General features: G+C 45.0%; 20 protein-coding genes and 1 tRNA gene. 9 read left to right on the top strand and 12 right to left on the bottom strand.

The features are described from left to right. Positions 1 to 29: 29 nt before the first annotated feature. Genes NL645_RS23185 through NL645_RS05920 form a run of 3 tightly spaced genes read right to left on the bottom strand, consistent with a single transcriptional unit; the run spans position 30 to position 2,525 of the window. Complete coding sequence (locus NL645_RS23185; protein ID WP_074189740.1) at positions 30 to 128, bottom strand: DUF2474 family protein; 99 nt, start codon at positions 126 to 128, stop codon at positions 30 to 32. Further along, on the bottom strand, positions 128 to 1,126 hold the full coding sequence (gene cydB / locus NL645_RS05925; RefSeq protein WP_253651391.1) for a cytochrome d ubiquinol oxidase subunit II: 999 nt from the start codon (positions 1,124 to 1,126) through the stop codon (positions 128 to 130). The genes NL645_RS23185 and cydB overlap by 1 nt, the downstream gene beginning before the upstream one ends. 10 nt (positions 1,127 to 1,136) lie before the next feature. Then, a complete protein-coding gene (locus tag NL645_RS05920; RefSeq protein WP_253651390.1) occupies positions 1,137 to 2,525 on the bottom strand; it encodes a cytochrome ubiquinol oxidase subunit I in 1,389 nt (462 codons plus the stop codon). 162 nt (positions 2,526 to 2,687) lie between these two features. On the opposite strand from NL645_RS05920, the gene NL645_RS05915 reads away from it, so the two are divergent. Both NL645_RS05915 and NL645_RS05910 read left to right on the top strand, forming a co-directional pair. After that, positions 2,688 to 3,932 carry an NADH:ubiquinone reductase (Na(+)-transporting) subunit B gene (locus tag NL645_RS05915; protein WP_253651389.1) on the top strand — a complete coding sequence of 415 codons (1,245 nt, stop codon included), beginning with the start codon at positions 2,688 to 2,690 and terminating at the stop codon, positions 3,930 to 3,932. Positions 3,933 to 4,230: 298 nt separating this feature from the next. Then, positions 4,231 to 5,631: a tryptophanase gene (locus NL645_RS05910; RefSeq protein WP_253651388.1), complete on the top strand. Its 1,401-nt coding sequence runs from the start codon at positions 4,231 to 4,233 to the stop codon at positions 5,629 to 5,631. A gap of 74 nt (positions 5,632 to 5,705) precedes the next feature. Here NL645_RS05910 and NL645_RS05905 read toward each other — a convergent pair whose 3' ends face one another. From NL645_RS05905 to NL645_RS05895, 3 genes are all read right to left on the bottom strand, one after another. Continuing rightward, positions 5,706 to 6,317 carry a DUF2913 family protein gene (locus tag NL645_RS05905; RefSeq protein WP_005374167.1) on the bottom strand — a complete coding sequence of 204 codons (612 nt, stop codon included), beginning with the start codon at positions 6,315 to 6,317 and terminating at the stop codon, positions 5,706 to 5,708. Between the two features lie 32 nt (positions 6,318 to 6,349). After that, positions 6,350 to 6,433 (bottom strand) — tRNA-Leu (locus NL645_RS05900). Next, entirely contained in the window at positions 6,398 to 6,583 is a 186-nt protein-coding gene (locus tag NL645_RS05895) for a hypothetical protein (protein WP_203347698.1), read from the bottom strand. Before NL645_RS05895 ends, NL645_RS05900 begins: the two co-directional genes overlap by 36 nt. 412 nt (positions 6,584 to 6,995) lie before the next feature. Between NL645_RS05895 and NL645_RS05890 the strand changes: the two genes are divergently transcribed. After that, positions 6,996 to 8,204, top strand: coding sequence for a NupC/NupG family nucleoside CNT transporter (locus NL645_RS05890; protein ID WP_005393641.1), 1,209 nt, complete (start codon positions 6,996 to 6,998; stop codon positions 8,202 to 8,204). 54 nt (positions 8,205 to 8,258) lie between these two features. On the opposite strand, the gene NL645_RS05885 is transcribed toward NL645_RS05890, so the two are convergent. Continuing rightward, on the bottom strand, positions 8,259 to 9,347 hold the full coding sequence (locus tag NL645_RS05885) for a DUF3541 domain-containing protein (RefSeq protein ID WP_253651387.1): 1,089 nt from the start codon (positions 9,345 to 9,347) through the stop codon (positions 8,259 to 8,261). A 69-nt stretch (positions 9,348 to 9,416) separates the two neighbouring features. Further along, positions 9,417 to 10,022 (bottom strand): alpha-ketoglutarate-dependent dioxygenase AlkB, encoded by a 606-nt coding sequence (locus NL645_RS05880; RefSeq protein ID WP_253651430.1) that lies wholly within the window; start codon positions 10,020 to 10,022, stop codon positions 9,417 to 9,419. A gap of 131 nt (positions 10,023 to 10,153) precedes the next feature. Here NL645_RS05880 and NL645_RS05875 point away from each other — a divergent pair, with 131 nt between their 5' ends. Further along, positions 10,154 to 11,509, top strand: coding sequence for a diguanylate cyclase (locus NL645_RS05875; protein ID WP_006741266.1), 1,356 nt, complete (start codon positions 10,154 to 10,156; stop codon positions 11,507 to 11,509). A gap of 388 nt (positions 11,510 to 11,897) precedes the next feature. Here the strand turns inward: NL645_RS05875 and NL645_RS05870 are convergent, their stop codons facing one another. After that, positions 11,898 to 13,454: a DUF3612 domain-containing protein gene (locus NL645_RS05870; RefSeq protein ID WP_104973366.1), complete on the bottom strand. Its 1,557-nt coding sequence runs from the start codon at positions 13,452 to 13,454 to the stop codon at positions 11,898 to 11,900. A gap of 175 nt (positions 13,455 to 13,629) precedes the next feature. Between NL645_RS05870 and NL645_RS05865 the strand changes: the two genes are divergently transcribed. After that, positions 13,630 to 14,208, top strand: a complete 579-nt coding sequence (locus tag NL645_RS05865; RefSeq protein WP_005393653.1) for a malate synthase — start codon at positions 13,630 to 13,632, stop codon at positions 14,206 to 14,208. 104 nt (positions 14,209 to 14,312) lie between these two features. Here NL645_RS05865 and NL645_RS05860 read toward each other — a convergent pair whose 3' ends face one another. Further along, positions 14,313 to 15,326 carry a GGDEF domain-containing protein gene (locus NL645_RS05860; protein WP_005393654.1) on the bottom strand — a complete coding sequence of 338 codons (1,014 nt, stop codon included), beginning with the start codon at positions 15,324 to 15,326 and terminating at the stop codon, positions 14,313 to 14,315. A gap of 366 nt (positions 15,327 to 15,692) precedes the next feature. On the opposite strand from NL645_RS05860, the gene NL645_RS05855 reads away from it, so the two are divergent. The 3 genes from NL645_RS05855 to NL645_RS05845 are packed head-to-tail and all read left to right on the top strand — an operon-like array spanning position 15,693 to position 19,282. Continuing rightward, entirely contained in the window at positions 15,693 to 17,027 is a 1,335-nt protein-coding gene (locus NL645_RS05855; protein WP_253651386.1) for a DASH family cryptochrome, read from the top strand. Positions 17,028 to 17,030: 3 nt separating this feature from the next. Continuing rightward, the gene (locus tag NL645_RS05850) at positions 17,031 to 18,575 is read left to right on the top strand and encodes a cryptochrome/photolyase family protein (RefSeq protein WP_253651385.1); all 1,545 of its coding nucleotides are present in this window, start codon (positions 17,031 to 17,033) and stop codon (positions 18,573 to 18,575) included. Further along, positions 18,575 to 19,282, top strand: a complete 708-nt coding sequence (locus NL645_RS05845) for an SDR family oxidoreductase (protein WP_253651384.1) — start codon at positions 18,575 to 18,577, stop codon at positions 19,280 to 19,282. Before NL645_RS05850 ends, NL645_RS05845 begins: the two co-directional genes overlap by 1 nt. 71 nt (positions 19,283 to 19,353) lie before the next feature. On the opposite strand, the gene NL645_RS05840 is transcribed toward NL645_RS05845, so the two are convergent. Then, a complete protein-coding gene (locus NL645_RS05840; protein ID WP_074189751.1) occupies positions 19,354 to 19,500 on the bottom strand; it encodes a DUF2256 domain-containing protein in 147 nt (48 codons plus the stop codon). A 51-nt stretch (positions 19,501 to 19,551) separates the two neighbouring features. Then, positions 19,552 to 20,694 (bottom strand): peptide-methionine (R)-S-oxide reductase MsrB, encoded by a 1,143-nt coding sequence (gene msrB / locus NL645_RS05835; protein WP_253651383.1) that lies wholly within the window; start codon positions 20,692 to 20,694, stop codon positions 19,552 to 19,554. 203 nt (positions 20,695 to 20,897) lie between these two features. On the opposite strand from msrB, the gene NL645_RS05830 reads away from it, so the two are divergent. Further along, the gene (locus tag NL645_RS05830; protein WP_005393675.1) at positions 20,898 to 21,296 is read left to right on the top strand and encodes an OsmC family protein; all 399 of its coding nucleotides are present in this window, start codon (positions 20,898 to 20,900) and stop codon (positions 21,294 to 21,296) included. Positions 21,297 to 21,308 lie beyond the last annotated feature (12 nt).

Here is a 21,308-nt window from a genome sequence, read left to right as displayed (position 1 = left end):
CTTCAGATGTGGTGCAGTAGACTCTTGGCCTACAATATCGCAGCTCGTATCAACGAACTGATGATAAACAAGGCGACCACGCTTGCCAGCCAAATACCAATGAACCACAAAATGGGTTTTAGTTTCATTAGTGATATCCCTCTCCACGTTTCATCTTACCGCGGAAAACCCAATACGAATAAGCCGTGTAGGCTATGATCAGAGGAAGTAATACCACCGCACCGGCAAGTAAAAATGCCAAACTTTTATCTGGCGCGGCGACGTCTTGATAAGTGAGTGCGAAGGGAACCAAGTAAGGAAATGTACTGACACCGAAACCCATCGCGGAAACAAGAAACAGGCCGATGGCAAGTACATAGGCACGAACAGCTTTGTGGTCGAGTAAGGCTTTGAATAGCTGCCAAATGAGTGCCGCTGCAATGATTGGTAAAATGAAAAACAGCAGCGAGTTTGGTAATGAGAACCAACGTTCAAATACGATATTTTGGCTCAATGGCAGCCACAAACTGGCGATGAATATACAGGCTACCATCGCTAGTCCCCATCGTCGCGCGACCACGTAATAGCACCCCATCAGCTCTTCTGGAAGCTTGATTAATAACCAGCATGAACCGAGCAGAATATAAGCACAGACAAGCGCCAAGCCACAAAATACGCTAAATGGCGAAAGCCAATCAAACCATCCACCTGCGTAAGCTCGTTCACTAACCCCTATACCTTGGAGCAGGGTTCCAAGCATAATGCCTTGCATCAATGCCGCGGTGAGTGAACCAATGAAAAAAGCGCTATCCCATAAAAACTTTCCGCGTTGTGTTCGGAAGCGATACTCAAAAGAAACCCCGCGCAGAATTAACCCGAGCAGCATTAAAATCAGGGGAGCATAGAGTGCTGGCATAATGACCGCGTAGGCGAGGGGGAACACGGCAAAAAGCCCACCACCGCCAAGAACTAGCCAAGTTTCATTCCCATCCCAAACAGGAGCGATGCTGTTCATCATCATGTCGCGCTCTTCATCGTCATTAGCGCTAAGGAATAGGATACCAATACCGAGATCAAAGCCATCTAACACGACATAAATCAGAACGGCGAGCCCAATCAAAGCGTACCAAATTAATGCGTAATCCATGAGTTAGCTCCTAGGTTAGATGGTTAGAATGTGTGATGGCATCGGTTTTCGTGCCATCAGGAAGTCGGCTATCTAGACCTTCTTCATATCGAGTTGGAGACTTGCGCATCAAACGTAGGAGATAGAAGAAGCCAGCTCCAAAAACCACAAAGTAAACCACGATGAACGCCGTCAGGGAGACGCTCACCGCGGCGGCATCAATAGGCGATGCCGAATTGGCTGTGGTTAAAAGACCGTATACGGTGTAAGGCTGGCGACCGACTTCGGTGGTTATCCAGCCTGCTAAAACTGCAATGAACCCCGCTGGGGTAAACAGGACACAAATACGTTGAAGTGCCCTTGAATCAAAAAGTTTGCGACGTTTTCTTAGCCATAGGCTCCACAAACCAATAACAAGCATGCCAAAACCAAGCGCGACCATTACTCGGAAAGACCAGAAAACGATAGATACAGGAGGGTGTTCCTCCTCTGGAAAAGCATCTAATCCCTTCACTTCACCGTTGAGGTCATGAGTTAAGATCAAACTACCGAGTTTGGGGATTTCCAGTGCGTATTCCATACGTTTTTCTTCATCGTTAGGGATACCGAAGAGGATCAATGGCGCGCCTTGGTGAGACTCATAGTGCCCTTCCATCGCGGCGACTTTGGCGGGTTGATGTTCAAGGGTGTTTAATCCATGCATGTCTCCAGCAACGATTTGAATTGGTGTCACGATGGCAGCCATCCACATTGCCATCGAGAACATAATTCTGGCTAGAGGGTTATGGTTTGCTTTTAGCAAGTGATAAGCGGCAACGCCGGCTACAACAAAAGCAGTAGTAAGGTAAGCGGCGAGCAACATATGAACGAGCCGGTAAGGGAAAGAAGGGTTGAAGACAATCGCCCACCAGTCTTTTGGGATAAACTGTCCGGCTTCGTTGATACTATAGCCCGCTGGTGTTTGCATCCAACTATTAACCGAAAGTATCCAAAACGCAGACAAAAACGTCCCGAATGCAACAATACAAGTTGCGGCGAAGTGAAGCTTCTTACCCGCCTTATCCATACCGAAAAGCATCACGCCTAAAAATCCCGCTTCGAGGAAAAACGCAGTAAAAACTTCATAACCCATTAGCGGGCCTAGGATTGGGCCTGTTTTGTCGGCAAACACGCTCCAGTTGGTCCCGAATTGATAGCTCAACACGATGCCACTTACCACACCCATACCAAAACTGATGGCAAAGATTTTGAGCCAGTATTTATAGATCTGCATGTACTGTTTGTTGCCCGTTTTTAAGTACAAGCCTTCTAACACGGCGAGGTAACTTGCCAAACCAATCGTAAACGCTGGAAAAATGATGTGGAAAGAGACAGTAAAGGCAAATTGGAATCTGGCTAAATCGATGGCGAGTGTGTCCATGGGCATTCCCTTTTAAGTTTCGAATTAACAGTTCGCCGAATTAGAAAAGAGGAGGGAAGAGCGACGAACAAAATGGAATACGAAGAAGGAAGGCTAAGAGATTAAAAAACGATCGCTTTTTACGGCAGTGCGTACCATCTTTTAGATAAAGGAGGAGTTGTTATGAGCCTTAAACACTACTTTGAGAAAGCGACACCTAAGTTTGGCCCAGGTGGGAAGTATCACAAGTTCTATCCACTGTTCGAAGCTGTCGAAACCATTTTTTACACGCCTGGTAAGGTTAATCAGGGCATGACTCACGTTCGAGATAGCATCGATTTAAAACGTATAATGATCATGGTGTGGCTGGCGGTCTTCCCTGCCATGTTCTGGGGTATGTACAACATAGGTCAGCAGTCCAGCGATGCTTTGTTGTATGGAATGGATCAAGCCTCAGCTCAGCAAGCGCTGGCTTCTTCGTGGCGACTGAGTTGGGTATGGGGCTCGTTAGATGCGGTTTCACAGGCGGGGTGGGCAAGTAAAATGTGGCTTGGTGCTACTTACTTTCTCCCGGTTTATGCGACGGTGTTTGTCGTTGGTGGTTTCTGGGAAGTTCTGTTTGCTATTGTGCGAAAGCACGAGGTAAATGAAGGTTTTTTTGTCAGCTCTATACTCTTTGCGCTGATCCTTCCTCCGACAATTCCACTGTGGCAAGCGGCTTTGGGTATCACTTTCGGTATTGTTGTGGCTAAGGAGATTTTCGGTGGTACGGGGCGAAACTTCCTAAACCCAGCTCTGGCAGGGCGCGCGTTCTTATACTTTGCTTATCCTGCCAACATGTCCGGTGGTGCCGTGTGGGTCGCGGCTGATGGTTACTCTGGCGCTACTCCACTTAGCCAATGGTATGAAGGTGGGCAAAGTGCCTTGATAAATAATATGACGGGACAACCAATTTCATGGGGAGATGCTTTTGTTGGTAATTTGCCAGGCTCGATGGGTGAAGTCTCCACGTTGTTGATTACACTAACAGGCTTGGTTCTTATCTTTATGAAGATTGCGTCGTGGCGAATCGTTGCAGGCGTGTTGGTTGGTTTAGTGGCGGCTTCATTACTATTGAATGCGATCGGTTCGGACTCTAACCCAATGTTCTCCATGCCGTTTTACTGGCACTTCGTGATTGGTGGGGTCGCGTTTGGTTCCTTCTTTATGGCGACAGATCCCGTCTCGGCGGCTTTTACCAATGGCGGTAAATGGGCATACGGACTATTAATCGGTGTGATGACGATTTTTATCCGAGTGCTGAACCCAGCGTATCCAGAAGGCATCATGTTAGCGATTCTATTTGCTAACTTATTCGCGCCACTTTTCGATTATTTAGTCAAAGAAAGTAATATCAAACGCAGAATGAAAAGGGCGAGACCTTCTTAAAATGAGGGTGACCTCACTGAAAGTTGATTGAAAACTGCACTATATTGAAAAGGTCAGAAACATGGGGTTTCTGGCTTTTTATTTTTATCAGGAGGACGAAGACGATGAGAATAAAGGATATTCTCGATAGCCGTTTGGTGCTGTCGTTCTGGTACAACCTAGACTACTGCTTGTCTCTTCTTAGTAAAATCTCTTCTCGTTGATTTCCTCAATGCAACCGCATTGAAAAGCATTTTATCTATTTGTTTTTTAGTCTTACGTGATAGCGCGTAGGACAATGCGTATAAGGAAATTAACAATGAAACGTATTCCAGAACCTTTCCGTATCAAAATGGTTGAGCCAATCAAAATGACCACTTTGGCAGACCGTGAAGTCGCGTTAAAAGAAGCGGGTTATAACCCATTTCTTCTTCGTAGTGATGATGTTTATATCGATTTGCTGACTGACTCTGGCACTGGTGCCATGAGCGATAATCAGTGGGCTGGCATCATGATGGGGGATGAATCCTATGCGGGTAGCCGAAATTACTACAACCTGTGTGATGCAGTAGAGCACTTCTTTGGTTACAAGCTCACCGTGCCTGCGCACCAAGGACGTGGTGCCGAGCAAATTTTGTTCCCAGCTTTGATTGAGCGTATGCGTCAGGTTCGTGGTGGTGAAACGCCAGTATTTATATCGAACTACCATTTTGATACCACCGCGGGTCACATCGAGCTCAATGGCGGTAAAGCGATTAACGTGGTAACGGAAGAAGCATTCGACACCACTACGCCTTATGATTGGAAGGGCAACTTTGATATCGATAAGCTGGTGGCAACAATTGAAGCGCACGGTTCACATAACATATGTGCGATTATCACCACGATTACTTGTAATAGCTCCGGTGGCCAGCCTGTGTCGATGGAAAACATGCGCAGCGTGTACGAAATCGCAACCAAGTACGATATTCCGGTGGTGATTGACTCGGCTCGTTACTGTGAGAACGCCTACTTTATTAAGCAGCGTGAAGAAGGGTACGAAGATAAATCGATTCTGGAAATCATTCGCGAGATGTATCAATACGGCGATATGCTCACCATGTCAGCTAAGAAAGACCCGATGGTAAACATTGGTGGCATGTGTTGTATTCGTGACCATAAGGAGTTGTTCCAGGCGGTGCAGACGCGCTGCGTACCCATGGAAGGATTTGTAACATACGGCGGCATGGCTGGGCGTGATATGGAAGCGCTCGCTCGCGGTTTGTATGAAGCGGCAGATGAAGATTTTCTTCACTACCGAATTAGCCAAGTTCAATACTTAGGTGAACGCTTACGTGAAGGCGGTATTCCGATTCAATACCCAACGGGAGGTCACGCGGTGTTTGTGGATGCCGCTAAGATTTTGCCACACATTCCAGCGGATCAGTTCCCAGCGCAGGTATTGTGTAATGCTTTGTACTTGGAAGCGGGCATTCGCGCAGTAGAGATAGGATCACTACTGCTTGGTCGTGACCCTGATACGGGTAAACAAAAAGCGTCAGAGTTAGAATTAATGCGTTTGACCATTCCACGCCGCGTCTATACCAACGACCATATGGATTACATTGCGGATGCGATTATAGAACTGAAAAATCGTGCACATGAGTTAAAAGGGCTCACTTTTGAGTATGAACCACCAGTGCTGCGCCACTTTACTGCTCGGTTTAAAGAGATCGATTAACTCAAGTTTAAATCTAGATAAGCAAAAGGCCGCGAGTTTCGCGGCCTTTTTCGATTTGTTTCTTAGCGTTACACTTACGCCAACTCTAATGTAATGCGAACGAACTGATCGTCCTGGTACTGCACTTCATAATTGAAGGTGCCACTGGCGTAAATACTGCCAAGGAAAAGTGAACGTTGGCTCATTGGTCCACGGAACAGCATCGAAATAGGAGCGATTAGGGCGTTATTATCATCGAAATGCTGATTTAAGTTCTCAGAAAGCACACACAGCAAACAGCCGTGTTGGTCGTGAGATAAGTCGACGTCTTCCGGTCGAGATAATAATACGGTAGTCCCCAACTTCTTCTCAATCTCGTTAATCAACAGCAAGTAGCTATCTAGATCAGGTTGAGGGTTACTTGGTTTATCTGCACCCACGCAACGTTCGAGTAACGCTTCCAGATTTCCGTTCTCGCCTTTTGCCTGTTGAGTCAAAGACTTTAACGGCTTTTTAATCAGCTTATAGCGATTACTCTTCAGTTTTGGTTTCAGCCATTTCTGAAGTAAGTCATTACGTTCTTTAAGGGAGAGGCCATGCGAGGACGCGTGAATTTTAAAGTGCAGGTGCAATAAAGCGTGAACCGCAAGCTCACTCAGAAGTTGGTTAGCATCTGTAGACTGTCTTGCCTGCTTAGAACTTTGCATTACACTCGAACAAAATTAGGGAAGAAGGATAATGGTGCCGAGAGAGGGACTCGAACCCTCACACCAAAGGCACTAGCACCTCATGCTAGCGTGTCTACCAATTTCACCATCTCGGCATCATGATGCTCTGAATACTCAGAGGCCTCGAAAAGAAGCACCGCGAATTGTATAACCAAAATCCATCTGTTGGCGAGAGCAAAATGACGAATTTTGGAACTTTCGAGTTTGATTGCGTATTTATTGGTCACTTTTGCGTTTTTTACCATAAAAGTCTGTCCTTATGCCCTTACTTTTATTAACAGTATGACGACAAAAGAACGTTTTTGCCTAAATTTTGAACGCTTGAACGTTTGCGTAAATAAATGTGATGAATATCTCTTTTTGTTGGCTATACTTGCGTCCCGTTTAAGCGGGAATTAGGGTTTAGTTGTTCAGGACCCTTACCCATACAAGCCGTCACATGGAGCAGGCTAAGCAATACGCTCGCCAGCAGTGAATGACCCCACGGACCGGACCAGCTACGTTCAATTGCTTGTATAAGGTAAAAATAAGATGTCGAACTATTCGTTCTGTCTACATTCTGGATCTGAAGGCGAGTTATCACTCGCTGCGTTGTCCCTTTCTTCTGCCAATTCCTTTGGCTCTTTTTTCTTTTTCAACGTTCAGTAGGTCCAGCTCATGAGTGTTCTATTTAGTCTATTTGGTATTGTTGCACTGCTAGGTTGTGCTTTCCTACTTTCTGAGGGCCGTTCTTCCATTAATTGGAAAACCGTATCTCGCGCCTTGATGCTACAAATGGGATTTGCTGCCTTAGTGCTTTATTTCCCGTTAGGTCAGGCGGCGCTGGCGAGTTTAAGTAATGGTGTCGCGGGGCTACTCAGCTTTGCTGATGAGGGGATTAAATTCCTCTTTGGTGACCTCGCTTCTTCTGGCTTTATCTTCGCTATTCGTGTCCTTCCTATCATCATCTTCTTCAGTGCTCTTATCTCCGCCCTTTACTACTTGGGCATCATGCAAAAAGTGATTCAATTTATTGGCGGCGCTATCCAGAAGTTCTTGGGCACTAGCAAAGCAGAGTCTCTGGTTGCAACAGGTAACATTTTCTTATCTCAAGGCGAGTCCCCACTTCTTATTCGTCCATTTCTTTCGAACATGACTCGCTCTGAACTGTTTGCTGTGATGGCTGGTGGTATGGCTTCAGTGGCGGGCAGTGTGCTTGGTGGTTATGCCGGTTTAGGTGTCGACCTAAAATACTTGATTGCGGCAAGCTTTATGGCAGCTCCAGGTAGTTTGATGATGGCAAAAATCATTGTTCCTGAACGCCAAACGCCAAGCGACTACAACGATATTGAGCTAGATAAATCAGAAGAAAGCAACGTTATTGATGCGCTAGCAAGCGGTGCCATGGGCGGTATGAAAGTGGCCGTTGCTGTTGGTACCATGCTTATCGCTTTTGTTAGTGTTATCGCGATGGTGAATACGGGACTAGAAAACTTAGGTGACATACTTGGTTTCTCTGGTGTGACGCTACAAGCGATTTTTGGTTACTTGTTTGCACCTCTAGCGTGGTTGATTGGTGTGCCAAGCCACGAAATTCTTGCTGCGGGTTCATACATTGGTCAGAAAGTGGTGATGAACGAATTTGTCGCGTTCATCGATTTTGTACAGCACAAAGCGACGCTGTCTGAGCATACTCAAGTCATCATCACTTTTGCGTTGTGTGGCTTTGCAAACATTGGTTCAATTGCGATTCAGCTGGGTTCTATCGGCGTGATGGCACCTGAGCGCCGCAAAGATGTAGCAAGTTTAGGCCTAAAAGCGGTTGCTGCTGGCACACTCGCTAACCTGATGAGTGCGTGTTTAGCGGGCATTTTCATCTCGCTCTAATTTAGATTGAAGATGCACACTAAAAACCCGCCTAAATGGCGGGTTTTATTATTTCTAAGGCTTAGGTATTAAGCCGTAGGGTATTGATTTAAAAGCGTCAGGGTGCTCTTGATAAGTTGGCGCTTTATGTACCCCTTTCCAATCGAGCAGCATGATGGCTAGGACATTACGGTGCTCGCCGTACTTGAGATCAAAACTCCCATCGACCGATGGAATCATCCCTTTTTCAGCGTTGATTGCGTGACGAATGGCTTGGCGGGTTTTCTTTACGACCGGATCGTGATCCAAGCCTGCTAACAAAAACGAAATGCCGACTTCTGCAATTACGTCTTCTTTGGCGCGCAGTAGGATAGTGTCGATGTTGTTGCGAAAGTAATCATAAATCCATTGGTGTTTCTTTTCGCTTACTTGTTCTTGATAGTACTGTGAGTCGGCAAAGATGATGTGCGTCATACCATAGAGTTTATTCCAATACTGCTGAGCTGAAAGCATCTTATCTTTATCGTCAGGGTAGGTGTTACGGAAGGTTTGAGTGAATTCGTCGACCACATCTTGCTCACCAAGCTGGCGAAGCCAGTAGACTTGGTTTGCGAGCTGAGCTGCCCATGCCTCTATCATCTCTTTGTCCGTAACGTAACGCGAGAAATCGTAGCGCCTCAGGATCTTTCTCAGCGTTTTGTCTTGCTTATGTTTCAGACCATATTCGTTTGCTCTTGCCATTGCGCCAAGCAAATCCACGCCAAGATAAAGATATTCAGGATGGTGTTTAGTGACGGTATAGCGTCGTTGCCCTCGCTCACTTTCTTTCTCTTGATACGCAGTCAATCTTTGTGATGAATAAAGAATAATATCTTCAGGTTCAACGACTTCATTAGCAAATCGGTTTAATCGGCTAGCTACTTGTGCCATGTCGGTCCAAACGGCAGCGTGATATTTCTCATCTAACGTCTGGCGGTACATGCGTAAGCCAAAGTGCCCCTCTTTAAACGCAGGTAAAGTGAACAGTTCCTGCTCGTAGGTACTACGAATCAACTGTGCTGATTGAGCATTATCTAGGAGCGGTATCTCTTCCTGTGATGCCTGAACAGCAAAGGTAAGTGAGCAAGAGAGTAAGACCGCTAAGCTAAGAGGTTTGATACGCATAAATCCATTCCCTATGAAGTCCTGAATCTAAACCTATCATCAATATTAATTAAGAATGTAAAAGCTGAGTCAATAGTTAAAAAATCTGTCGAAAGTCAGATTGATACGTTCACCTTTGGTTTTCGCGGTTTTTGGTACACAGTGTTTCCAGTGATGTTGGAGCTCGCCAGCCATAACCAGTAAGGAGCCGTGAGAAAGCTCATATTCAATCTCAGTTTTACAATGTAAATTTCTGAGCAAAAATCGACGTGTTTCACCTAAATTCAAAGAGGCGATAACCGGATTTCTACCTAGCTCTGGTTCATTGTCTTGGTGCCAGCCCATCGAATCTTGGCCGTGTCGGTATAGGTTGGCAAGTACAGAGTTGAAGGCTACATCCGCAATCGACTCGCAGCGCACTTTGAGCTGAGTTAACTCAGGAGTCCAAGGGTGAGGCTGCATGGTTAAGCCTGAGTAAGTATATGCTGCATCACCGTGCCACGCTTGTAAACGAGGTTGAAGTACTGACTTGCCGAACATGGTAATGCGCTCTTGATGCCATGGCAGTGTTTCCAGAAGTTGGTCAAAGTAGTGATCCGCTTCTAGATTGCTAAGAAAGTAAGGATCGTAATAGAGTTTACCCCTTTCTACTTCTTGCCACTGAGTACCGCCAAATAAATCGCCTTGTTGATGCATCATCTCATACCTAAAACATAAAAAATTTTAATCACTGTTACCTTTCCGATTGGGATTGGTTATTCTTGTGATAATAAGAATTTTAACAATAAATAAAAATCTCGTAACGATATACGAGTTGTGGGGAGAAAATGCGTTATTTACCCAGAAAGCGATGCTATTTTGCATTGTTCTTCCTCTGTTTTTTCGCTTTATGCGTTGGGGTTATTGAGCTGTTGCATCGAAATCAGCAAGAGCTTCACCAAGAGCGAGTTCAAGTTGAGGCCAAAGAGCAACTTTCCACCCTCCGTTCCAATTTGGAAGCGGTACTTATGGCGGATATCTATAAAGCCAGTACCTTGGCGACACTTATTACTTTACTGCCTAAAAACCAAGAAGACGAATTGAACATTGCGGCTCACCGCATTCTGAGCAAAAGCAAACATATTACGATCATTGGCATTGCGAAGAATGATGTTATCAGTCATATATTTCCCCGCCAAGGTAATGAGCGTTTAATCGGCCTCGATTACCGAACGGTGCCACAGCAGTGGGTACAGGTACAAAAAGCTAAGGATATACAAGAAATATTTATAGCAGGGCCTGTCAACTTGATTCAAGGCGGCAAAGGCTTGATCGTGCGGGTTCCGGTTTTTCTTGATCCACCGTTGAACCAAGATTATTGGGGTGTGATCAGTGCGGTGATTAATTTTGATGCTCTGATGCGAGAAACTGGCGTGATCGATTTCTCTTATCGCTATCCTTTGATGATTCGTGGTTACGACAGTGGCGGTGCTTTTGGTGACGTTTTCTTTGGCGCACTGAGTGAAACCAAAAAGCCATACGCGAAAGAAATGGTTCATTTTCCTTATGGTGGATGGAGTATGGTGGTTTTCTCCGGAGACAAACTCGACCGTCAAATTCCTTGGCATCAGCTTTATTTAGCAAGGCTTATCGGTTATCCCATTGTTTTTGCACTGAGCCTCGCGCTTATTGCGATTTATCGCTTGTACACCATTGCGGATGATAGAGCACTGCATGATGAACTGACGCACTTACCAAACCGTCGCTATTTTATGAAGTTTTACAAGCAGCAGTTTGAAATAGCGAAACGTTACAAAAAGCGTTACAGCTTCGCCTTAATCAATATAGATCTGGATAGGTTTAAACATATTAACGATACCTATGGTCATGACGCAGGCGACAAGGTCTTAGTCGCTACGGCTGAAAGAGTGAAAAGCTCTCTGCGTAAATCAGATATTGTGGCCCGAATGGGAGGGGATGAGTTTTTAGTTGTCGTTCATAACCCTGGGACGGAAGAAAATGTTCAGTCTCTGCTACAAAAGCTCAGGTTAGCTTTATGTTCGACGCCCGTGATTTACGATGAAGCGCTCATCTACCTGAGAACCAGCATTGGGTACGCGATATTTGATCCGGACATGTCATCTCCAGAGCAAATGATGAAAATAGCCGATGAGAGAATGTATCAACAAAAACATGGCGGATGAACCTGAGCCCAGTTTCAATCAGGGCTTTGGAGCAGTGGTAAGGTTAAGAATCCGAAATCTCACCATCATTTGGGTATAAGAATATATGACTTTACATGTTAATAGACTCTTTGCTGAGAGAGTCATTATTAGCAGTGCATGAAGTGGCATATTTGCATGTTGTTGCATTTTGCAAATGCAGTTTGCGAAATTTATGGTTAATAAAGCAACGATATGCATCTGGATCTATTAAAAAACGGCCTTTTTAAAGTTGGCACGCATCGTGCTTTATCTAGAGTGACCCTTATTAAGCCGAGGGTCACCTAGCCAACTGACGTTGTTAGTGAATACACATTGTTCACAAGTATATACCGCCAATCACGATTATTGTGATTGGCGTTTTTTCTTTCTAGAGACCAATAATATTCACGTTGTCACCTGTCTCATCGGCTTCTCCGCACTTACTGTAACAACTAGGCTGCCTTGGACAAACGGCCCCTCTTGAGCAGATTAGCCTAGCTTGGGTTTGAATACCTCGTTCTATCCAATTGATGTTTAATATCTTAGCGATGGTCGTTAAGTCTTTTTTGATGTGGGGAGGAATGACACTACTTCCGCCGGAAGCGACACAAAGTGACTTCAGCTCTTCCGCAATAGAAACCGCATCACCACCTTGTGCAGAAATCGCAGGGTTTAAATCTATCCCCGCGCACAACACTCGGTTGTTCCCCGCAGGGTCAAATACGTTGACTGATTCACAACAGTAAATACGTGGCTCGTCGCCCACATTCAAAATCGAAATTTGCGCTGAACTGGTATCCAAAGGTTGGGCTAGACGTCTAAATACGGCCCAGTGTTGGCAAGGATCGTTCACTTTGCGCATATTGCCCCAAGGAAGCGGGATGCCATTTCCACGATATACCGCTTTCAACTTGCCCGGACCATAGGCATCAAAGTAGTGCCAATGAGGGTACGGAGAAACCACGGTCATACGACGCATCGCAACGGAAGGAGAAACGCCGGCCTTTTTGTGAACATCAATTTCGTAACCGGAACGGTCAAGCAACTGACGAAATGGTACTTTGGGGCAAAGCAGGGCACCAGCAAAAAAGCTGGACTCAAAATCGCGCCAAGCTTGTAGGATATCTTGCGAGTTGAGCTCAGAGTTGGAAACTGGGCTGTCCATTTGCTCCCAGTTGTTTTGATGCCCAATAGATAAAACGTTATTCATTGCATCACTGCTATGGAGCACGCGATGGCCGATGTATACCGCCAAGTCATATTTCAATCGGGTTGGGTAGTCACGCATTCGTTTATTGAGATAAATGGTGCCAGGTGGCTCCATGAAAGACGTAATCAACTGTTTGGCGCTGACGCCCAGTTCATCAATCACATCCTGTGGTGCTCGGTCTACCCAGCGAATATCCAACCCCATGCTTTTCGCAATATCTATCAGATCTTCTACCGATAGATTCAGGCGTTTCAAGCCGACCTCTTCGGCTGCGCGTTCTAAATCAGGAAAATGGTTTTGATGGTTTTCTTGGTGCGCACGGATCAACAAGTGGGCGAATTGACGTCCAGTAATACCTGTTTGAGACAACATCTCTGGAATCGCGATTTGGAGAATATCATTGGAGAACAAAAAGCTCGGCTCCAATGCCATACCGTTGATACCGCCACGATTCCCTTTGTTGGGGGTAATGGCTTCTAATTCCGGTTCATCATCTAAAAACCACGCAGGATCTTTTTGAAAAACTTCCGCGATTACTTCGAGCATATCAATACTCGGAACGCGTTTTCCGCGCTCTATCATCGAAAGGTAAGATACCGACGGTGCGTACTCAGGATTGATCCTTACACAGCGTGCAGATAAATCCTCCATAGTTAAATGGTTGTTTTTCCTTAGGTTGCGAATTTTCGTACCTAGAAAATGGGACTGACGAATAAGGCTTTTTGACACAGACATTTTGTAAAATTCACATTGTAAAATTTTTGTTGTGAAATTGTAGTCAATATTTCGTTAGTCTACATAATAAGCAGGCAAGGAAATTAACCATCAACTTCACAGAATTGCCTGAAACTTAAACGAAGGAATTAAGTTTTTACTCTAGGACGAGTTTTTTAAGTGCGAGGATATGACGATGAATATGCTGAACTTCGATAAAAAAGAGATGCAACAACAACAACGCCCATTTATCGCTGAAGCTGTATTTGCCGTCGAAGCGGTAAGTGCTGAGCAGCAGAGCGAGAAGCAAGTAAAAGCGAAGCAACTACTAGACCGCATGTTCCCATTGGAGAACGGGTCGCACCAAGATGTATCAAGTTACGTAATTGATTACCGCCATGTATTGGCTTACTTCAAAGACGGCACACACAGCGGCCTGAAAAGCCCAAAACACTTTGTGGCGTATACGGGTGAGAAAGAAGATCCAAAATCGATCTTGTTTAAAGACGATTCAGGTAACCACGTAGAAGTGCTATTTGGCTGTCATAAAGGCACCGGTTGTGTGGAGTTGATGGATATTGATGACATTCAACTGGAAACCCGCACTACGTTTAATCCTGAACTAACGGGTAATGCGCCGACGGCGATGCGCCACTGGATCAGCCTAATCAAAGGCGACAAAAAAGGTAAGCCGATGGCATGCAGCGAAGATAAAGAATACACTGCGAAAAACGGTGACGACTATATTCTAAGCTACTGCTACAGTGTCGATTAAGATGTGAAGCGCCAGATAAATAGACCCCGCACTCAATAGTGCGGGTTTTTTATTCTATTTCGAAAAAGTCGGTCCTATTAACCAAGCTTACATAACAAGTTGATTTAAATGGGCATTACGCGGTTACGACCGAGTTGTTTTGCCTCATAAAGTTGCTTATCGGCTTTATTGACCAGAGCTTCAGGTGTATCACCCACCTCATATTCTGCTACCCCAAAAGAAGCGGTAATGCTGTGAACTTGTGTACCAGAACGCTTATCTCTGATGCGCAGTTTTTCTATCATGCGGCGTAGGGTGTCTGCATATTGGCGAGCAATTCGCAGAGATTTATTGGGCACAATTAAAGCGAACTCTTCACCACCAAAACGATACGCGCATATTCCATCTCGACAGCTTTGTTGTAGTCGACGGGCAATGGCTTTTAGTACCGTATCGCCGAAAAGGTGGCCATAATTGTCGTTAAATGACTTGAAGTGGTCGATATCAAGCATGATCAAGGTCATTGCTTGATTTGATGCGATAAGCGAAGACAGATCTTTATCAAAAGCTCGACGGTTGTAAAGGTTGGATAGACCATCAAACAATGCGTCTTGCTGTACTTCAGCCAGCTGATTTTTGAGGCGAGAAATTTCTTCACTCGCATTAGTTAATTGGCTATTCAAAAACTTTGTCGAGTGACGAATTTCGTGTGACTCTGCGACAAGTTGACGAATCACCACCATCACTTCTTCAATACTTAAGCTGTTGTCTTCAACTTTTTCTAGCTTATTAAAACTTTTGTCTACCATTTCAGAAAAGGAAGAAGTATCTGAAAGTGTATCGCTCATCGAGCTGGACACTTCATGCAGCAGAACTTCTACATTGGTTCTAAGATCTTCAAGGCTAGTTTCTGCTTTACTGGCAACATAGTTGTTATAAAGCTGTTTATTGGTTGCAGGCGGGCAGATACCGTAGTTTTCTAACACCGTATCTAACTCAAAGTTGAGTTCAGGAATGGTCTTGTCAACGTAGGTATACCAAAGCGCATAGTTGGCTGGCGTGGCAGCAACATGATTTTTGATCATTAGTGGGACCGCTTTTTTCAAATTAGCGGTCGATTTTTTAAACTCGTCGGTCATTTCTGCGATGGTACTAGCAAAATGGAATTGGACTTAGATTAACGGATATTAACCAATATCGCTTTAATTTTTATCATTTTTGCATGGTTTATATAAAAAATGAGTGATTAAGACCGTTATCAATATCGCCAAATTTTAATTTTATAAAATCTTAGTATGAAACATGTGCAAACGATGTTTTGGTGTTAAGGGCTCTAAGATGACCAGCCAATTGGGTTAGTGAGATTGTCAGTAACCTAATGATCGTAAAGCCCTATTGCCCGTACAACAACGAGTGGAATAAAAGACTTAGCGCTTAGGCTATTTGCAACAAGAACGCGGGACTCCGAGTTTACAAAAAACGAGTTTACAAAAAGAGGGTGCGACTTGGATAAGAAAATAGGACTGTATTGGTTCACTAATGACCTGCGTTTGCATGACAACCCGCTGTTGATAGACGCTTGTGCAGAAATGGATGAGTTAATTTGTTTGTATTGTCGCCCCTCGGTGACACCTTACTTGCAGCATTTTGCGCATGAGACCTCTTTAGGGCGTGCGAAATTGCAGTTTCTCGAGGCATCGCTTAATGAACTTAATCAATCTTTAGCTAAATTGGGGCAACGATTATGGACGGTTGAACTGACACCTTATCAAGCGATCAAATATGCCATCAGTCATTTCGGTATCACTCATATTTATGCTGATGCGTTTGCTGGTTCGGATGAGCAACAGGCTCTAGAGCGTGCAATTGAAGGCACTCCCCATGTGAACATCAAACAGCAAGCGATCCGCACTTTGTTGTGCGAAGAACAGTTGCCATTTGAATTAAGGCAACTGCCTGCGACCTTCACGAAATTTAGAAAGCAGGTCGAAGGTTTAGACCTCTCTCAACCTTACGAGAGCGTTCATGCTTTACCGCCAGAACCTTCAGGTATGAATTTTCCTACCGCCACGACATATTACTTTGACACCAAACCAGCATTTGATGGCGGAGAACTGAGCGGTCTTGAACATTGTCGACGCTATTTTGCTTCAAGTTTAGCGAGTGAATATAAACAGACGCGCAATGGGCTTGATGGGGTGGAGTATTCAACTAAATTTTCACCTTGGTTAGCTCATGGTTGCGTCTCTCCTACAATCATTTATGCCATGCTCAAACAATATGAGCGGAAGAACGGAGCAAATGATTCAACCTATTGGATCTATTTCGAGTTGTTGTGGCGGGAATACTTTTATTGGTACGCGAGAAAGTATCAACAGAAGTTGTTTCGATTTGGCGGTATCGCCAACCAGCCACCACTGACCAGTTTTTATGCGCAACGCTTTAAGCAGTGGAAGAAAGGCGAGACACCTTTTCCAATCGTTAACGCATGTATGCATCAGCTTAATAAAACGGGTTATATGTCTAACCGAGGGCGCCAACTGGTCGCGAGCTGTCTGGTTCATGAACTCGGACTCGACTGGCGCTACGGTGCTGCTTATTTTGAAACTCAGTTGATTGATTACGATGTCGGCTCTAATTGGGGCAACTGGCAGTATTTGGCTGGTGTTGGCGCTGACCCACGTGGCTCACGTCAGTTTAATCTAGAAAAGCAGACACAAACTTATGATCCAGATTTCTCATTTATCGACAAATGGCAGGGGAGATGCGTAGGCGTACATCTTGATAGTGTCGATATGGTGGATTGGCCGATTGCGCCAAAAAAAGAGAGCGGGAGATAACCAATGCATTACGAGACGGTTCGGCTCATTCTTGGTGACCAACTTAATAGCGAGCATTCGTGGTTTCAACGTGTAGACGACTCGGTGCTTTACCTTGTCGCTGAGTTGAAACAAGAAAATACTTACGTTACGCATCACATTCAAAAGGTGTGTGCTTTTTTCTCTGCGATGGCGAATTTTGCCAACGAGCTGCAGGAAGAAGGGCATCAAGTTTTGCACCTTACGTTGGATGACACACAATCTTTCGAGGATCTTGCGCAAGTCTTACAACACTACGTGAGTGAAGTTGGTGCAAGTAAGTTTGAATATCAACGCCCCGACGAATACCGTTTACTAGAGCAGTTAGCCAAACTAAAGCTTGATGGGGTCGTGATGCGCAGCGTCGATTCGGAACACTTTTTGTTACCGTTTGAGGAAATAGAATCGCAGTTTCCTCAAGGTAAACACATCATGATGGAGCACTTTTACCGCCGGATGCGTAAGCGCTTCGACATCTTGATGCAAGACGGTAAGCCTATGGGGGGAAAGTGGAACTACGACGCCAATAACCGAAATAAACTTAAAGCAAAAGACATTGAACAGCTGCCAAAGCCATTAATGTTCAGTCACGACGTCAGTGATATTGTCGAGCGCTTAGGTCGGCATAACATTCAAACCATAGGTAAATTAAATGGTGATTTACTCTGGCCAGTAAGTCGCTCTCAAAGCTTGTCTTTACTCGCGCATTTTTGTCAGGTCTGTTTGCCACTGTTTGGTCGTTTTCAAGACGCCATGACAGGTCAGCACGAGGCTAAATGGAGCTTGTATCACAGCCGGATTTCGTTCTCGCTGAACAGCAAGCTGCTGAATCCGCGAGAGGTGATTGACGCTTCACTTAAGGCATTTCATGCCAATGCCGACATCGATATTTCTCAGGTAGAAGGTTTTATTCGTCAGATCTTGGGGTGGCGAGAGTACATCCGAGGCGTTTATTGGGCGAACATGCCTCATTACCCGAAAAAGAATGAACTGGAAGCGAGTAGAAAGCTGCCAGACTTCTTCTGGAACGGCGAAACCAAAATGGCCTGTATGCGAAACGCGATTGGCCAGTCTCTTGATTACGCTTACGCGCACCACATTCAGCGTTTGATGGTCACTGGTAACTTTTGTTTGCTAACCGAGATAGATCCAGACCAAGTGGATGAGTGGTATCTCGGTATCTATGTTGATGCGATTGAATGGGTCGAAATGCCGAACACACGTGGCATGGCATTGTTTGCGGATGGCGGCATTGTTGGCACCAAACCTTACGCGGCGAGTGGTTCTTACATCAACAAAATGAGCGACTACTGTAAGGGTTGCCATTACGACAATAAGGCGAGGTGCGGGGAAGGATCGTGTCCGTTTAACAGCTTGTATTGGCGCTTTATGAACAAACACGACAAACGCTTAGCAACGAATCCACGTATAGGGATGATTTTCCGATCTTGGGACAATATGGAAGAGCAGCAACGCCAAGCGATATTAGATACCGCAGAGCACTATATGGAAAACTTGGAGAGCTTGTAATGGACATACTGATCGTTGGTGGAAATGGCGGCATTGGATTGGCGATGGTTCAACAAGCGCTAGTTCGCTTTCCCCAAGCTCGCGTGCATGCCACTTATCGTAATCACCAACCAGATTGGCAACACCCAAATGTATTTTGGCATCAAGTGGATGTATCGCAGGACGAGCAGGTGAAAGCGTTCAGTGAACAAATTGAACATGTTGATTGGTTGGTGAACTGCGTTGGTATGTTGCACACCCAAGATAAAGGTCCTGAGAAAAATCTTAGCTCGCTCGACGCAGACTTTTTTCAGCAAACCATCATGGTTAATACTTTGCCGAGTTTACTGTTGGCGAAATACTTCACGCCCAAGTTAAAACGCAGTACCAACCCCAAGTTTGCGACCATTTCGGCCAAAGTTGGCAGTATTAGTGATAATCACTTAGGCGGTTGGTACAGCTATCGTGCATCGAAAGCCGCGTTAAATATGTTCCTCAAAACCATGTCGATTGAATGGCGGAGAATGGTCAAACACGGGACTGTACTCGCTCTTCACCCAGGCACAACAGATACGGCTTTGTCGGCACCTTTTCAAGCGAATGTACCTGAAGGAAAGCTGTTTAGCCCAGAGCGTGTCGCGCGAGACTTATGGGGATTGATTGACAAAGCAACCCCGCAGGATAGCGGGGCATTTTGGGCTTATGATGGTGCCTTGTTACCTTGGTGAAGCGCAGCTTGGTCTGGGCAAAGTAACCTTGGAAAATAAGGCTAGCAGTGCGGCATAAAGTTTTTGTGGTTCTAACTTTTGACTGATTTGTTTCTTCGGCAGCGCTCAGAACAGTAAACGACTTCGTCCCAATTTCTTGCCCATTTCTTTCTCCAAGAAAATGGGCGATGGCAAACAGAGCAGATTTTGGTTGGTAATTGTGTTTTAAAACCTTTCATCTGGTCCTCCCCATTCGCCATCGTATGCCCTTGAAGTTGAATGAATACGAACTATTTATCAAAGAGATACAGATACTCTTCATACCCCTGCGTTTTCATTTCACTTACAGGTACAAATTTCATTGCCGCAGAGTTCATGCAGTAGCGTAATCCTGTTGGCTTCGGACCGTCTTTAAAAACATGACCAAGGTGAGAATCGCCAAACTTACTGCGAACTTCCGTTCTTGGATAAATCAGTTTGTAATCGGTTTTTTCAACGATGTAACCTGGGTTGATTGGCTTAGTGAAACTTGGCCAACCCGTCCCCGATTTGTATTTATCGGTAGAAGAAAACAACGGCTCACCAGTTACGATATCAACGTAAATCCCCGCTTCTTTGTTGTCCCAATATTCGTTGTCGAACGGACGCTCGGTGCCTTCTTCTTGTGTTACGTAGTATTGCAACTCCGTTAAGTTTGATTTGATCTCGGACTTAGCAGGCTTACTGTACTCTTTCACTTTTGATAGCAACTTTTTTTCTTCGATCAACTGACGAAGCGTTTTTGGGGTCTCTTTACGATCATCACCAAATACTTCATCCAAGTATTTATCTCGACCAGACGCATAGCGATAATACTTATACTTTAAGCTGCTCTTTTTGTAATAGTCTTGGTGATACTCTTCTGCGGGATAAAACTTTTCAAACTCGATCAATTCTGTTTTCAACGGTTTTGGATAGATCATCGCCTTGTCGATTTCCATTATAAACTGTTCTGCGATCTGCTTTTGTTCAGCGTTATGATAGAAAATAGCAGGGCGATACTGTGGGCCACGGTCGACAAAAGAGCCTTTATCGTCAGTAGGATCGATATGACGGAAAAAGTAGTCCAACACTTGCTCGTAACTAACCACTTTAGGATCGTACTTAACTTCGATCACTTCTATGTGACCTGATTTACCTGATGAAACTTGGCGATAAGTTGGGTTTTCAACATGACCACCAGAATAGCCTGATACGACATCGACTACGCCAGTTAACTGTTCCAAATCAGATTCTGTACACCAGAAACAGCCGCCAGCCAGTATGGCGATTTCTGCATTCTCTGAAGTCTTCATCTTATCCATCGTATCGGCGGTGCCTGCTTTACTCAAAAGTAGAAACAAGACAGGAAGTGCGAAAGAGAATCCGACCAATAACTTAGATATATTCTTCATAGCTACCTCAACGTTGTTTTCCGTAGAAAGTGTGACTGAAATAAAAAGTGTTACGTATAGAGAAAGGCAACCGAGCGAAAAAATTACAGCAATGTTGAAAATTCCGTTGCCCTTTTATGCGAGAAAGCTAAAGTATCGACACGAAATACACCGCTTGATAGGGCAACGATGTCTTCAACGAGCGATGCTAAATGAGGTAAATCATGCAAGCAGAAGTTAAATGGGTAGAAGATTTTAAATTCCTTGGGCAATCTCAGTCGGGTCACTCCGTAGTGATGGATGGCAATGGCGGTGCAACGGCACCAAGCCCAATGGAAATGGTACTAATGGCCGCTGGGGGCTGTAGCTCTGTCGATGTTGTCGACGGTTTGAAAACGGCAGGACAAAAGGTCTTGTCTGTTAATGCCAAGCTAACTACAGAGCGTCGTGAAACCGCACCACGTATCTTTACGCAAGTGAATATCCACTTTGAAGTTTCAGGTGACGAGCTTGACCCAGAAGTCGTAGCAAAAGTGGCGGCTGACTCGCTAGAAAAATACTGCTCGGTTTGCTTAATGCTAGGTGAAGGTGTTGAGATGACCCACAGCTGGGAAATCGTGTAAGTCGACAGACTC

The sequence above is a fragment of the Vibrio sp. Y51_MX_L26 genome (genome assembly GCF_024181935.1).
GTDB classification, from domain to species: Bacteria; Pseudomonadota; Gammaproteobacteria; order Enterobacterales; family Vibrionaceae; genus Vibrio; species Vibrio diabolicus.
This window is presented reverse-complemented; position numbering and strand designations above follow the sequence as displayed.

Bases quoted from the DNA above. Each gene is read 5' to 3' on its own strand.
- NL645_RS05845 (WP_253651384.1), top strand. From the start codon at position 18,575: ATGGACATACTGATCGTTGGTGGAAATGGCGGCATTGGATTGGCGATG.
- NL645_RS05840 (WP_074189751.1), bottom strand. From the start codon at position 19,500: ATGAAAGGTTTTAAAACACAATTACCAACCAAAATCTGCTCTGTTTGC.
- NL645_RS05890 (WP_005393641.1), top strand. From the start codon at position 6,996: ATGAGTGTTCTATTTAGTCTATTTGGTATTGTTGCACTGCTAGGTTGT.
- NL645_RS05880 (WP_253651430.1), bottom strand. From the start codon at position 10,022: ATGCATCAACAAGGCGATTTATTTGGCGGTACTCAGTGGCAAGAAGTA.
- NL645_RS05875 (WP_006741266.1), top strand. From the start codon at position 10,154: ATGCGTTATTTACCCAGAAAGCGATGCTATTTTGCATTGTTCTTCCTC.
- NL645_RS05830 (WP_005393675.1), top strand. From the start codon at position 20,898: ATGCAAGCAGAAGTTAAATGGGTAGAAGATTTTAAATTCCTTGGGCAA.
- NL645_RS05870 (WP_104973366.1), bottom strand. From the start codon at position 13,454: ATGTCTGTGTCAAAAAGCCTTATTCGTCAGTCCCATTTTCTAGGTACG.
- cydB (WP_253651391.1), bottom strand. From the start codon at position 1,126: ATGGATTACGCATTAATTTGGTACGCTTTGATTGGGCTCGCCGTTCTG.
- NL645_RS05895 (WP_203347698.1), bottom strand. From the start codon at position 6,583: ATGGTAAAAAACGCAAAAGTGACCAATAAATACGCAATCAAACTCGAA.
- NL645_RS05915 (WP_253651389.1), top strand. From the start codon at position 2,688: ATGAGCCTTAAACACTACTTTGAGAAAGCGACACCTAAGTTTGGCCCA.
- NL645_RS05910 (WP_253651388.1), top strand. From the start codon at position 4,231: ATGAAACGTATTCCAGAACCTTTCCGTATCAAAATGGTTGAGCCAATC.
- NL645_RS05885 (WP_253651387.1), bottom strand. From the start codon at position 9,347: ATGCGTATCAAACCTCTTAGCTTAGCGGTCTTACTCTCTTGCTCACTT.
- NL645_RS05905 (WP_005374167.1), bottom strand. From the start codon at position 6,317: ATGCAAAGTTCTAAGCAGGCAAGACAGTCTACAGATGCTAACCAACTT.
- msrB (WP_253651383.1), bottom strand. From the start codon at position 20,694: ATGAAGAATATATCTAAGTTATTGGTCGGATTCTCTTTCGCACTTCCT.
- NL645_RS05920 (WP_253651390.1), bottom strand. From the start codon at position 2,525: ATGGACACACTCGCCATCGATTTAGCCAGATTCCAATTTGCCTTTACT.
- NL645_RS05865 (WP_005393653.1), top strand. From the start codon at position 13,630: ATGAATATGCTGAACTTCGATAAAAAAGAGATGCAACAACAACAACGC.
- NL645_RS05860 (WP_005393654.1), bottom strand. From the start codon at position 15,326: ATGACCGACGAGTTTAAAAAATCGACCGCTAATTTGAAAAAAGCGGTC.
- NL645_RS23185 (WP_074189740.1), bottom strand. From the start codon at position 128: ATGAAACTAAAACCCATTTTGTGGTTCATTGGTATTTGGCTGGCAAGC.
- NL645_RS05850 (WP_253651385.1), top strand. From the start codon at position 17,031: ATGCATTACGAGACGGTTCGGCTCATTCTTGGTGACCAACTTAATAGC.